We start from the raw sequence: 13,443 nt of genomic DNA, 5'->3' as shown, positions 1-13,443 counted from the left end.
CGGAATCGTCGCGTACCCGCGACTCGCTCACGCCTGTGCTGCATCCGCCGCAGTGTCACCGTCGACCCGCAACGCAGGAATCGACGCAGCCAGCTGCCGGATCAAGGCGCCGAACGCCTCCAGATCCGCCTGCCACGGCGAAGCCTGACGCCAGTACAGCCGGATCTCGCGCCCGGGCGGCGTACCGTCGATGCGCGCCAGCGCAAGTCGGGGAATCGAAGCCAACCTCGCATGCGCCAGCGACGGCACGAGCGCGTAGCCGCCGCGCAGAACCACCAGGGTCGCCAGGCTTTCCAGACTGACGTCCTGGATCTTCTCCTCGACACCATCGACGTCCTGCGCACCGAGCGCGTCCTGCACGTCGGCATCGTGCCCCTCGGCCATGAAGGTGGCGTCGTCGGGATTCAGCTCCCCCAGCGCGATGCAGTCCCGTTCGGCCAGCGGATGACTGGCATTGAGCAACAGTTCGTACGGCTCGAAGAACATCTCGCACGAACCCAGACCACGGTTCGCGGTCACGGTTCGCGGCGCGATCACCGCATCCAGCTCGCCTTCCCGCAGCCGCCGCAGCAATCCGCGCAGCTTGCCTTCCGACAGCGCCAGCCGCGCGCCCGGAAAGCGCTGCGGAAACGGCTCGATCAGATGCGGCAACAGATACGGCCCCAGCGTGGCCGGAACCCCCAGACGCAGTTCGCCGCCGAATGCCGCCTCGCCGTCCTGCGCAGCGCGCTCCAGGCCCTCGGCCGCATCCAGCACGGCGTCGACATACGCCAGAAGACGCCGCCCCAGCGCCGTCAGCAGCGTATGGCGACTGCCGCGTTCGAACAGCGTGGCGCCCAGCGCCTGTTCGACCTTCTGAATCTGATGCGACAGGCCGGAGGGACTGATGTGCATGCGCGCCGAGGCTCGCGCGAAACTGCCCTCGCGGGCGACCGCCTGCACCAGCGCAAGGTCGCGCAAGGACACGGCCGATAGGGCCATCGAAATCTTCGCATGCTGCATGCCATCTAATCCGTTTGTGCGGCGCAACGTTCGGCCGCATCCTTTGCGCGCTCCGCAGCCGTCGTCGGCGCACGCGGAGTTCATCGCATTGTAGCCCGCCGACCGCATGCTTAGCGGCCACCCGGCCCCGCAGAGGTCGACGCGAACGCACTCGTATTCGCGCCGTTCACGGGTTTTGCGCGATAATTAAGGTCTTTTCCGGTCGCCGGCACGTGATTCGCGTGCCGGAAACCTGTAGCCGATTCAAGCCAGGAGCAGTTATGAACGATTCCTTCTCGACCCGCGACACCCTCGACGTCAACGGCACGTCGTACGCCTACGCCAGTCTCGCCAAGCTGGGCGAGCGCTTCGATCTCAAGCGCCTGCCCTACTCGATGAAGATCCTGCTCGAGAACCTGCTGCGCAACGAGGACGGCGCCAACGTCACCGCCAAGGAGATCGAGGCGGTCGCCACCTGGGACGCGAAGAAGGAGCCGGACACCGAGATCGCCTTCACGCCCGCACGCGTGGTGCTGCAGGACTTCACCGGCGTTCCCTGTGTGGTCGACCTGGCCGCCATGCGCGACGCCATGAAGAACCTGGGCGGCGATCCCGAGCTGATCAACCCGCTGTCGCCGGCTGAGCTGGTCATCGATCACTCCGTCCAGGTCGACAAGTTCGGCAGCGAGAGCGCCATCGACGAGAACGTGAAGATCGAGTTCGAGCGCAACCAGGAACGCTACGGCTTCCTGCGCTGGGGCCAGAAGGCGCTGGACAACTTCAAGGTGGTGCCGCCGCGCACCGGCATCGTGCACCAGGTGAATCTGGAGCATCTGGCTCGCGTGGTCATGGGCCAGGACGTCGACGGCCAGCTGTGGGCCTACCCGGACACCGTGTTCGGCACCGACTCGCACACCACCATGATCAACGGCCTGGGCGTACTCGGCTGGGGCGTGGGCGGCATCGAGGCCGAGGCCGCGATGCTGGGCCAGCCGTCGTCGATGCTGATCCCGCAGGTGGTCGGCTTCAAGCTGACCGGCAAACTGCCGGAAGGCGCCACCGCCACCGACCTGGTGCTGACCGTGACGCAGATGCTGCGCAAGCACGGCGTCGTCGGCAAGTTCGTCGAATTCTTCGGTGAGGGCCTCCAGCACCTGCCGCTGGCCGACCGCGCCACCATCGCCAACATGGCGCCCGAGTACGGCGCGACCTGCGGCATCTTCCCGGTCGACGCCGAGGCGCTGAACTACATGCGTCTGTCCGGCCGCAGCGACCAGCAGGTCGCGCTGGTCGAGGCCTACGCCAAGGCCCAGGGCCTGTGGCACGACGCCAACACCCCGCACGCCGAGTTCACCGCCACGCTGGAACTGGACATGGGCGAGGTCAAGCCGTCCATGGCCGGTCCGAAGCGCCCGCAGGACCGCGTGCTGCTGACCGACGTGAAGAAGAACTTCCATGAAGTGGTCGGTCCGCTGACCGCCAACCGCAAGCCGAAGAACGGCGACGCCGAGCGCTTCGCCAACGAAGGCGGCGATACCGCCGTCGGCAATCCGGCCAGCGCCATGAGCGAAGGCTCGGTCACCGTCGAAAAGGACGGCAAGCACTTCGAACTGAAGGACGGCGCGGTCGTCATCGCCGCCATCACCTCCTGCACCAACACCTCCAACCCGGCGGTGATGCTGGGCGCAGGCCTGGTCGCCAAGAAGGCCGCCGCCAAGGGCCTGACCGCCAAGCCGTGGGTCAAGCCGTCGCTCGGCCCGGGTTCCAAGGTGGTCACCGACTACCTGGAAGCCACCGGCCTGATGGACGAGTTGGAGAAGGTCGGCTTCTACCTGGTCGGCTACGGCTGCACCACCTGCATCGGCAACTCCGGCCCGCTGCCGGCCGAGATCAGCCAGGGCATCAACCAGGGCGACCTGGCCGTGGCCTCGGTGCTGTCGGGCAACCGCAACTTCGAAGGCCGCGTGCATCCCGAAGTGAAGATGAACTACCTGGCCTCGCCGCCGCTGGTGGTCGCCTACGCCCTCGCCGGCACGCTCGATATCGAGCTGGACAAGGATCCGATCGGTCAGGACCAGGACGGCAATGACGTGTTCCTGAAGGACATCTGGCCGACCAACAAGGAGATCAGCGATCTGATCGCCAGCTCGGTCACCGCCGACATGTTCACCAAGAGCTACGCCGACGTGTTCAAGGGCGACGAGCGCTGGAACGCCATCCAGTCGCCGGACGGCAAGCAGTACGCCTGGGACGACGCCTCCACCTACATCAAGAACCCGCCCTACTTCGAGGGCATGACGATGGACGTGGAGAAGGTCGAGGACATCCACGGCGCGCGCTGCCTGGGTCTGTTCGGCGACTCGATCACCACCGATCACATCTCGCCCGCCGGCGCGATCAAGAAGGACAGCCCGGCCGGCCGCTTCCTGATGGAGCGCGGCGTGCAGCCGGCGCAGTTCAACTCCTACGGTTCGCGCCGCGGCAACGACGACGTGATGGTACGCGGCACCTTCGCCAACATCCGCATCAAGAACCAGATGCTGGACGGCGTCGAGGGTGGCTACACCAAGCACGTGCCGAGCGGCGAACAGATGGCCATGTACGACGCGGCCATGAAGTACAAGGAAGAGAACACCCCGCTGATCGTGCTGGCCGGCAAGGAATACGGCACCGGCTCGTCGCGCGACTGGGCTGCCAAGGGCACACTGCTGCTGGGCGTGAAGGCGGTCATCGCCGAGAGCTTCGAGCGCATCCATCGCTCGAACCTGGTCGGCATGGGCGTGCTGCCGCTGCAGTTCAAGGACGGCGACAGTGCCAAGAGCCTGGGCCTGGACGGCACCGAAACCTTCGAGATCACCGGTCTGGAGGACGGCAACGCGAAGGAAGCCAAGGTTGTCGCCAAGGGCGAGAACAGCGAGAAGACCTTCACCGTCCGCGTGATGCTGCTGACGCCGAAGGAGCGCGACTTCTACCGCCACGGTGGCATCCTGCAGTACGTGCTGCGCGATCTGGCGGCGAAGAAAGCGGCTTAAACCCTTTCCCGCTCCGCTGCATCCAAGGAACCGTCGGCCTACGGGCCGGCGGTTTTCTTTTGCCGTTCAGCTCCAGCGCATGACCTTCCGCACTGCGCTGCGGCCCCCATCGGCAGTACAAGAACAGAGATGTTCCCCGCAGCGTAGAGGAGATCGCCATGGGACACCCCCGCCTTTTTTCCGGCCTACTTGCCGCCCTCGTACTCGGCGGCACGGCCGCCACCGCGTTGGCCGCACCGGCGCAGACCTTCACCAAGAAACTCGACCGCGCCGTGAGCGTGCCCACTGGCAGCGCCGTGCATGTCGAGAATCTTGCTGGCCACGTCGCCATCCATCCGAATGACGGTTCGCAGGTGCAAATCACGGCCACCGTGGTGGCCGGCGGCGACGACATGGCCGCCGCGCGCGCCCTGGCCGACACCATCCGCCTGGACGTGAGCCAGCAATCGGGCACCGTGCTGGTGCACGTCGACTACCCGGTCGGGCAACATGACCACTACCGGTACATCCCCACGAACCCGACCCGCGCCAAGGATCACGACATCAAGGTGCTCGGTTTCCGCATCGGCGTCGGCGACCACTCCTCGTCCTCGTTCGACTACCAGAACGAGCGCGTGCGGGTGTATCAGGGATCGGACCACGGCGTGCCGCTGCACGTCGATCTCGATGTCGCCCTGCCCGCCGGTGTGAAGGCGCGGATCGACAATCGCGTCGGCCGCATCGACGCCGGCCACCTGCGCAACGACCTGGAGCTGAAGACCGCCTCCGGCGACATGGCCATCGCCGACCTGACCGGCTCGTTGTCGACCCATTCGGGCAGCGGCGACATGAAGGTCGCCGATGTGCACGGCACCGTCGAGGCGCACACCGGCTCCGGTGACCTCGAACTCGACCGCATCGACGGCAGCACCGAAGTCCATACGGGCTCCGGCGACATCAACGGCGGCCACCTCGGCGGCCAGCGCGTCGAACTGCATACCGGCTCCGGCGATGTCACGCTGGACAAGCTGGCCGGCAACCTGCGGGTCGAGACCGGCTCCGGCGACGTGAAACTCAACGACTTGGCGAAAGTCGCCAAGGCCCGCGTGGAAGCCGGATCGGGCGATATCGACCTGTACGGCGACCTGTCCGCCATGCAGGACTTCACCCTGCGCAGCGGCTCGGGCGACATCACCCTGAAGACCGGCACGCCACCGGCCGTGCGCCTGGACATCAGCGGTTCCGACATCGACGTCAATTGGGCGGGACTGCGCAACGTCGAATCCGGTCGCCGCTACTTCCGCGCCGATGTCGGCGCTGCCACCGGACGTGGTCGCATCAGTACCGGTAGCGGCGACGTCACACTGCGCTGACGTTTCCCCGGATCCGATGCGACGCTGCACGGTCGCATCGGATCCGGACCCATCCGGCTACAGCGTGCGTTTCCAGCGCGCGCTGTAGCAGAGCCAATCGCCGCCCTCCTCGCGCCAGGCGCTTTCCACGCGATAGACACCCAGGCGTTCCGGGATCAGCCGGCCGCCACCGCCCAGCGTCACCGTGAACGTCGCCACGATGCGTTCGCCCCGCATCTCGACATCCACCGGACCGAGCAGCACCGACACCTTTTCATTGCGTAGTCTCGCCACGCGCAGCAGACCGAGAAGACGTCTGCGATCGAACCGACTGTCCGGCATCACGAAATCCGGGGTCAGCAGATCGTCCAGCGCGCCGGCATCACGCGAACGCGCGGCCTCGACCGCTTGCAGGATGGCTGCGCGCACCTGCTGCTCCGGCGGACTGCGGTGACAGGCCGACAACAGCGCGAGCAGCACGCATACTGCCAGCCACCGGCCTTTTCCGTACTGCCTTATGGCCTGCCCACACCGTTCAGCGGGTTGCCGCCTCCGGAGGGCTATGCTCCAATGCAAACGATCGTTTGCATTGTCCGACCGGCGCGCACGACGCCGGCGTCCATTACGAAAGGGGTTGCATGGCATCATGAGTGAACAACGTCCCTGGCTGGCCCATTATCCGGCCGGCGTACCGGAAACCATCGACGTCCAACTGTACACGTCCGTTGTCGCCGTGATCGAGGAAGCCTTCGAGCGCTTCCGCCACCGCCCCGCCTTCACCAATTTCGGCCGCGAACTCAGCTACGGCGACATCGATCGCCTCAGCGCGAAGTTCGCCGCCTACCTGCAGAAGGACCTGGGTCTGCGCAAGGGCGACCGCATCGCGATCATGATGCCTAACGTACTGCAGTATCCGATCGCCCTGTTCGGCGCACTGCGCGCGGGCCTGACCGTGGTCAACACCAACCCGATGTACACGGCACGCGAGCTCAAGCACCAGTTGGAAGACTCCGGCGCGGCCGCCATCGTGGTGCTGGACAACTTCGCCGCGACACTGCAGAAAGTGATCGCCGAGACCGGGATCAAGCACGTCGTCACCACCGGCATCGGCGACATGCTGGGACTGGCCAAGGGCACGCTGATCAACTTCGCGCTCAAGCACGTGAAGAAGATGGTGCCCGACTACCACATTGAGGGTGCCGTGCGGTTCCGCGATGCGCTTTCGCGCGGCGGCGACGGCCGCTTCGACCGCGTCGAACTGGGCCACGACGACCTCGCCTTCCTGCAGTACACCGGCGGCACCACCGGCGTCGCCAAGGGCGCGATGCTCAGCCACGGCAACATGATCGCCAACATGCTCCAGGCCAGCGCCTGGATCGGCGACCAGGCCACCGAGGGCGAGGAAGTCATCATCACCGCCCTGCCGCTTTATCACATCTTCTCGTTGACGGCGAACGGACTGGTGTTCATGCGCTTGGGCGGTCTCAACGTGCTGATCACCAATCCACGCGACATGCCCGGCTTCGTCAAGGAACTGGGCAAGGTCCGTTTCACCGCGCTGACCGGCGTCAACACGCTGTTCAACGGCCTGCTCAACACGCCCGGTTTCGAGGACCTGGACTTCTCCCGCCTGCATCTGACCCTGGGCGGCGGCATGGCCGTGCAACGCGCGGTCGCCGAGCGCTGGAAGAAAGTCACCGGTTGCACACTGGCCGAGGCCTACGGTCTGACCGAGACCTCGCCGGCCGTCTGCATCAACCCGCTCGACATTCCCGCATACAACGGCTCCATCGGCCTGCCGATCCCGTCCACCGAAGTGCAGATCTGGTCCGACGAGGGAGAGCGCCTGCCGTTCAACGAAGTCGGCGAACTGATGGTCAAGGGTCCGCAGGTCATGCAGGGCTACTGGCAGCGCCCGCAGGAAACCGCCAAGGTGCTCGAGTCCAGCGGCTGGCTGCACACCGGCGACATCGCCAAGATGGACGAGAAAGGCTACGTCTACATCGTCGACCGCAAGAAGGACATGATCCTGGTGTCCGGCTTCAACGTGTATCCGAACGAGGTCGAGGACGTGGTCATGGACCACCCCGGAGTGGCCGAGGTCGCCGCCGTCGGCGTGCCCGACGAGCACTCCGGCGAGGTGGTCAAGCTGTTCGTGGTCAAGAAGGACCCGGACCTGACGGCGGAAGCGCTCAAGCAGTTCTGCCATGACGAGCTGACCGGCTACAAGCGGCCCAAGTTCATCGAGTTCCGCGACGAACTGCCCAAGAGCAACGTTGGCAAGATCCTGCGCCGCGAACTGCGCGAGGAAAAACCGGTCGCCTCCTGAGACACCCCATGCCCAAACTCGACCTGGACCGCATCCCCGCCCACACAGGCTCTTCCTACCCGCCGCCGCATGACGCCGCCTGCGCGGACCGTGTGCGTCAACGGCTCGGCGAAGCCGGCGGCCTGACGGATTTCGGCGTCAATCTTCTGGAACTGCCGCCCGGTGTGCATTCCAGCCAGCGCCACTGGCACAGCGACGAGGACGAGTTCGCCTGGATCGTCCGGGGCGAGGTCGTGCTGGTCACGGATGAGGGTGAAACCGTGTTGCACGCAGGCGACTGCGCGGCCTTCCCGAAAGGCGAGCGCGACGGCCACCAGCTGATCAATCGCTCGCAGGCCACGGCAATCTGTCTCGAAGTGGGGTCTCGCAGCGCGCAGGATATCTGCCGTTACCCGGATATCGACATGATCATCGATGCCACGGACGACGTGTACCGTCATCGCGACGGCACGCCCTGGCCGCGCTGATACGCACGGCCAGTACACGACGCGTCAGAGGTTTTCTTCTTCCCAGGGCTCGAGCTTGTCGGCGTAACCGCCCAGCAGGCTCCACAGGGTTTCCTGCTTGTTCTCGGGAATCCGCGAGTATTCCAGACCGATCCACTGCGTGGAAATCCGCATGACCCGCGCATCGACATGGATATGCAGGTTGCTGCCGAAGATCATGTCGACCACCCACGTCTGACCGACTTCGCCGTTCCAGTGCGAAGGCTTGCGCAGGCGCACACCGGTAGCCGAAATATCCTCGAGCTCGGTGGGAAACGATTCCGTGCCGCGATTGAGCAGCACCGTGGTCTCGATGCGCATGCGTGCATGCCGCACACGTCGACCTTGAGCATCCATCCCGTTATTCGTGTTTTCAGTCATCCCGAGCCCTTCATTGAACAGTCCGAACGTCGCGCGGTAATACGCTTTCGGCACTGAGTCCCTAAGCAACAACCAGGCCAGCATCCTTGTACGGGCGCCTTCATCGATACCGATGACCCAATTCTGCTCATATTTGTGACGAAAATCACATAAATGCGGGAAAAAACCCAATCCAGGCATCGTCTAATGCCACCTTGCAGCACACACGGCGACCCTCCGGGTCAGCGTTGGTCGCTACGCGTCAACCCGATTCGGGCACCCCAGAAGAGTACTGGACTTGCGTCTATGCAGGCTATACTCTAGTCCTACGGGTGAGTAATGGATTCCGCGTCGAAGCATGCCAAGACAGCTCGACCGGACCACACGTTTTTCGTAATAGAAGAGCTTGTCGCGCAATGTTCCCACTGAACAATTGCGCAGACGCGACGCCGAGTGCGCGCGACCGACCCGTTTGGGATCGCCGCCTCGAACGGGTTCGCTGCGGCTCTGAACATGGGAATTCACCGCACACTGCCTGACACGACCAGGTACGACGCCCGCATCGGGCGTGCGTTGATCTATCGATACGCCATGCCCCGGCCGTGCCGTGGCCAGCTCATGCAACGAACCGGCCCAGCCGGATTGCCAAGGGTTCAAGCACCCTGATGACCAACCAGCCAGTTCAAGCCGATCCGACGCCCGTGCCGCCGCAGCAGCCGTTCACGGCCGTACCCCAGCAACAGGAAATGCCCCTGGCGCTCGTGCATGGCCAGCCGGTGCTGGAAATGCCGCAGGATCTGTACATCCCGCCCGATGCGCTGGAAGTGATCCTGGAAGCTTTCGAGGGGCCACTGGACCTTCTTCTGTACCTGATTCGACGCCAGAACATCGACATCCTCGATATTCCCATCGCCGAAATCACGCATCAGTACATGCAGTACATTGAGATGATGCGCGACGTGATGCGGCTGGAACTGGCCGCCGAATATCTGCTGATGGCCGCGATCCTGGCCGAGATCAAATCGCGCCTTCTGCTTCCGCGTCCGCCTGCAGAAGAAGGCGCCGAGGAGGACCCGCGCGCCGAACTGGTTCGCCGCCTGCAGGAATACGAACAATTCAAGCAGGCCGCCGAGGACATCGACGAACTGCCGCGCATGGAGCGCGACTTCAGCACTGCGCACGCCCATGTGACGGACCGCAACGTCATCCGCATGCCGCCGCCGGTCGAGATGCGCGAACTGCTGCTGGCACTGAAAGACGTGATGCACCGTGCCGAATTGTTCGGCAGCCACAACATCGAGCGCGAACCGCTGAGCGTGCGTCAGCGCATGGGCGACCTGCTCTCCCGCCTCGGCGACGGCGCGTTCCACCGCTTCGAGAGCCTGTTCGATCCCAACGAGGGACGCCTCGGCGTCGTCGTCAGCTTCCTCGCCATTCTTGAACTGGCCAAGGAAAGTCTGGTCCAGATCATGCAGGACGCGCCGTTGGCGCCCATCTACCTGAAGGCCGGTTCGGCCACGAGTTCCGACGAGTAGATCCATGGAATTCAAGCAACTGAAGAACATTCTGGAAGCTGCGCTGCTGGCCTCGTCCACGCCGATGTCGATCGCACGCCTGAGCGCCCTCTTCGACGAGGACGAGAAGATCGCCAACAGCGAGATCGGCAAGGCCGTCGAAGCTCTGCGCGAGGACTGCGAGGGACGCGGCGTCGAGCTGGTCGAAGTCGCGTCCGGTTTCCGCTACCAGGTGCGACAGGACGTCTACGAATGGGTCGCGAAGATGTGGACCGAGCGTCCCAGCCGCTACTCGCGCGCCCTGCTCGAGACCCTGGCGCTGATCGCCTACCGTCAGCCGATCACCCGCGGTGAAATCGAATCGGTGCGCGGCGTGACAGTGTCCTCCAGCATCATCAAGACGCTGGAGGAACGCGAATGGATCCGCCTGGTCGGCCATCGCGACGTACCCGGACGACCGGGTCTCTACGGCACCACACGCGAATTCCTGGATTACTTCAATCTACGCTCGCTGGATGAGCTGCCCTCGCTGGCCGAGATCCGCGACATGGAAGAGTTCGACCCCCAACTGAACCTGGACGGCGACAAGGACTCTGATAACAAGGAGGCCACCGCGCACGCCGCCCTGCCCGACGCGGAACCGGGTGCGGAAACCGAGTCCGATGCCGATGTCGGCGAGGAATCCTCCGAGCGCGCCGCACCCGCAAATGACGAGAGCGCCGAAGAAACCGGCGAATCCACCGAGGACACGTCCTCCAATACCGAACAAGACGCCGCCGACGATCACATCGAGAAGATCGAGACCGTCGACGAATCCACTGCACCCCAAGCCACCGCCGACGAGGCGCAGGCCCACGCGGACGACGAACCGGTCGCCGCCGAAACAGATACCGAGGAGAACCGCGCATGAGCGCGCAAAGCCGTACCCTTCTTACCCTCAAGCGAAACAGCGGCGATACCGCCACATCCAACCTCAGCGAGCGCCTGCACAAGGTCCTCGCCAACGCCGGACTCGGTTCGCGCCGCATGCTCGAACAGCGCATCCAGCAAGGCGAAGTGCAGCTCAACGGCGAGCCCGCGACCATCGGCGCCAGCGTGCGCTCGGGCGACCGCATCGTCCTGGACGGCAAGCAATACGTGGTATCCACCGACAACCGCAGCGATGTCGAGGTGCTGATCTACAACAAGCCCGAGGGTGTCCTCACCACACGTGACGACCCCGACGGCCGCGCGACCGTGTTCGAACAGCTGCCCCGCCTGAAGGGCGCGCGCTGGGTCGCGGTCGGCCGCCTGGACATCAACACCACCGGCCTGCTTCTGCTGACTACCGACGGCGAACTGGCCAACGCGCTGATGCATCCGAGCAGCGGCGTCGAACGCGAATACCTGTGCCGCGTGCATGGCGAAGTGCCGGACGAGACACTCGAGAAACTCAAGGCCGGCGTGGAACTGGACGACGGACCGGCACATTTCGACGACATCGCCGTCATCAGCCGCGGCGGCAGCCACAGCTGGTTCCGCGTCGTCATCCGCGAAGGCCGCAACCGCGAGGTGCGCCGACTGTGGGATTCACAGGGCTTCCTGGTCAGCCGCCTCAAGCGCATCCGCTATGGCAGCGTGGAACTTCCGCGCGCTCTGCGCCGCGGCGATTGCGACACCCTGGACGATACCGCCGTGCAGGAACTGCGCAAGCAGGTCGGTCTGGGTGCGCCGCAGCCGACGCTCACGCTGAGTCCGGTCCTGCATCAGCGTCGTGCCAGCCGCCATGTGAAGGAATACCACCCCGAAGGCAAATCCGAGCCGCGCGCCTGGACCGGCAACTACCAGAACGAAGCTCGCGAGCTGACCGCTTTCGATCGCGTGCGCGACGATGCGCCCTCGCGCGGCCGACGCGGAGGCCCGCGTCGCGGCAAGGGCGGCGACGTCAACGGCAACGTGGCGCGTCCCGAGAAGACCGGCGGCAACAACCGCCGCAGCAAGAACAAGCGCGGCGTCGCGCCGGGGCAGGAACTTCCCTCGGTGCGCACCTGGTTCGCCGGCGACACCCGCAACGGCACGACCGGCAAGCCGCGCGGTGGCAAGCCCGGTAGTGGCAAGCCGTCCGGCAACAACGCCGGACGCCGCAAGAGTGGCGGTGGCGGTGGCGGTGGCGGCAAGCCCGGCGGCGGGCGCGGCCGTGGCGGCAGCGGCGGTAACCGCAGCGGCAATCGCTGAACCCGGAGTCCGCCATGACCGTCCGCATCCTGCACAACCCGCGCTGCTCCAAGTCCCGCGCCACGCTGGCCCTGCTCCGTGAACACGGCATCGAGCCCGACGTCTGCCTGTATCTGGAAACGCCGCCCGACGCTGCCGAACTCGACCGCATTCTGCACGCACTGGACATGCAGCCGCGCGACCTGATGCGCACCGGCGAGAGCGCTTATGCCGAACAGGGGCTCGACGACACGGCCCTGGATCGCAAAGCGCTGATTGCCGCCATGGTCGAGCATCCGATCCTGATCGAACGACCGATCGTGCTCAAGGAAAATCGTGCCGCCCTGGGGCGGCCGCCGGAAAACGTACTCGCGCTTCTGGACTAGCTCGTCGTATCGCCGTCCGGCCCCACCGGCTCGCCGAGCGTGAACGTGTCGGCATCCATCCAGGCCGGGAAACGCTGGCGATGCGACATCAGCGACTCGGGATCCAGCGACACCGTGACCACTAGCTCCTGCTCGCCGAGCTCCACAAGGGACTCGCCCAGCGGATCAATCGCGGCGCTGTCGCCGGCATAGGGAACATCGTTGCCGTCCGTGCCGACCCGATTCACGCCGACGCAATACCCGAGATTCTCGATCGCCCGCGCGCGCAGCAGCGTTCGCCATGCCGTGCGCCGCGGTGCCGGCCAGTTGGCCACGTACAGCAGCACATCGTAATCCATGCCGCCGCGCGCGCCGGCGCAGCGCCGATTGCGCGACCACACCGGAAAGCGAAGGTCGTAGCAGACCAGCGGCCGCACACGCCAGCCGTGCAACTCGATCGTCAACGGCGAAGCACCCGCTGCGTAGTGATGATGTTCGCCCGCCATGCGGAACAGATGCCGCTTGTCGTACTGTGCGAACGAACCGTCCGGCCGCACCCAGAGCAACCGGTTCACGCTCTGGCCGTCCTCGCGGCGGATCACCAGCGACCCGGTCACCACCGCGTCACATTCCGCCGCCCGCGCGCGCATCCATTCCAGCCCCGGACCTTCCAGCGGCTCGGCCTGCGAATCGGTCTCGTTGGTGAAGCCGGTCAGAAACATCTCCGGCAACACCACCAGATCGCCGATTTCACCATGGCGGTGCAGTAACTCGCGGTAGTAGGCACGATTGGACGCGGCATCGTGCCAGCGCGTATCGGCCTGCACCAGCGTCAGGCGCAGCGGCTGCATAC

At 65.3% G+C, this 13,443-nt stretch carries 12 protein-coding genes; 8 read left to right on the top strand and 4 right to left on the bottom strand.

Annotated elements, in window-relative coordinates; genetic code table 11:
• Positions 1-27: 27 nt before the first annotated feature.
• Positions 28-1,002 carry a LysR family transcriptional regulator gene (locus BTJ49_RS07965; RefSeq protein ID WP_113064845.1) on the bottom strand — a complete coding sequence of 325 codons (975 nt, stop codon included), beginning with the start codon at positions 1,000-1,002 and terminating at the stop codon, positions 28-30.
• Between the two features lie 260 nt (positions 1,003-1,262).
• Between BTJ49_RS07965 and acnA the strand changes: the two genes are divergently transcribed.
• Positions 1,263-4,013 carry an aconitate hydratase AcnA gene (acnA, locus tag BTJ49_RS07960; protein ID WP_113064844.1) on the top strand — a complete coding sequence of 917 codons (2,751 nt, stop codon included), beginning with the start codon at positions 1,263-1,265 and terminating at the stop codon, positions 4,011-4,013.
• 158 nt (positions 4,014-4,171) lie between these two features.
• Positions 4,172-5,365 (top strand): DUF4097 family beta strand repeat-containing protein, encoded by a 1,194-nt coding sequence (locus BTJ49_RS07955; RefSeq protein WP_113064843.1) that lies wholly within the window; start codon positions 4,172-4,174, stop codon positions 5,363-5,365.
• 57 nt (positions 5,366-5,422) lie between these two features.
• Here BTJ49_RS07955 and BTJ49_RS07950 read toward each other — a convergent pair whose 3' ends face one another.
• Positions 5,423-5,824, bottom strand: a complete 402-nt coding sequence (locus tag BTJ49_RS07950) for a hypothetical protein (protein WP_240601778.1) — start codon at positions 5,822-5,824, stop codon at positions 5,423-5,425.
• A gap of 166 nt (positions 5,825-5,990) precedes the next feature.
• Here BTJ49_RS07950 and BTJ49_RS07945 point away from each other — a divergent pair, with 166 nt between their 5' ends.
• Both BTJ49_RS07945 and BTJ49_RS07940 read left to right on the top strand, forming a co-directional pair.
• Positions 5,991-7,673, top strand: coding sequence for an AMP-binding protein (locus tag BTJ49_RS07945; protein ID WP_113064842.1), 1,683 nt, complete (start codon positions 5,991-5,993; stop codon positions 7,671-7,673).
• An 8-nt stretch (positions 7,674-7,681) separates the two neighbouring features.
• Positions 7,682-8,140, top strand: a complete 459-nt coding sequence (locus BTJ49_RS07940) for a cupin domain-containing protein (protein ID WP_113064841.1) — start codon at positions 7,682-7,684, stop codon at positions 8,138-8,140.
• Between the two features lie 24 nt (positions 8,141-8,164).
• On the opposite strand, the gene BTJ49_RS07935 is transcribed toward BTJ49_RS07940, so the two are convergent.
• Positions 8,165-8,719 carry a PilZ domain-containing protein gene (locus tag BTJ49_RS07935; RefSeq protein WP_343125524.1) on the bottom strand — a complete coding sequence of 185 codons (555 nt, stop codon included), beginning with the start codon at positions 8,717-8,719 and terminating at the stop codon, positions 8,165-8,167.
• A 464-nt stretch (positions 8,720-9,183) separates the two neighbouring features.
• Here BTJ49_RS07935 and BTJ49_RS07930 point away from each other — a divergent pair, with 464 nt between their 5' ends.
• The 4 genes from BTJ49_RS07930 to arsC are packed head-to-tail and all read left to right on the top strand — an operon-like array spanning position 9,184 to position 12,611.
• Positions 9,184-10,053, top strand: a complete 870-nt coding sequence (locus BTJ49_RS07930; RefSeq protein ID WP_113064840.1) for a ScpA family protein — start codon at positions 9,184-9,186, stop codon at positions 10,051-10,053.
• 4 nt (positions 10,054-10,057) lie between these two features.
• A complete protein-coding gene (gene scpB / locus BTJ49_RS07925; protein ID WP_113064839.1) occupies positions 10,058-10,942 on the top strand; it encodes an SMC-Scp complex subunit ScpB in 885 nt (294 codons plus the stop codon).
• Positions 10,939-12,246 (top strand): pseudouridine synthase, encoded by a 1,308-nt coding sequence (locus BTJ49_RS07920; RefSeq protein WP_113064838.1) that lies wholly within the window; start codon positions 10,939-10,941, stop codon positions 12,244-12,246. Before scpB ends, BTJ49_RS07920 begins: the two co-directional genes overlap by 4 nt.
• Before the next feature lie 14 nt (positions 12,247-12,260).
• Entirely contained in the window at positions 12,261-12,611 is a 351-nt protein-coding gene (gene arsC / locus BTJ49_RS07915; RefSeq protein WP_113064837.1) for an arsenate reductase (glutaredoxin), read from the top strand.
• On the opposite strand, the gene BTJ49_RS07910 is transcribed toward arsC, so the two are convergent.
• Positions 12,608-13,441 (bottom strand): amidohydrolase, encoded by an 834-nt coding sequence (locus tag BTJ49_RS07910; RefSeq protein ID WP_113064836.1) that lies wholly within the window; start codon positions 13,439-13,441, stop codon positions 12,608-12,610. The genes arsC and BTJ49_RS07910 overlap by 4 nt on opposite strands.
• Positions 13,442-13,443 lie beyond the last annotated feature (2 nt).

Source organism: Oleiagrimonas sp. MCCC 1A03011 (assembly GCF_003267965.1).
GTDB classification, from domain to species: Bacteria; Pseudomonadota; Gammaproteobacteria; order Xanthomonadales; family Rhodanobacteraceae; genus Oleiagrimonas; species Oleiagrimonas citrea.
This window is presented reverse-complemented; position numbering and strand designations above follow the sequence as displayed.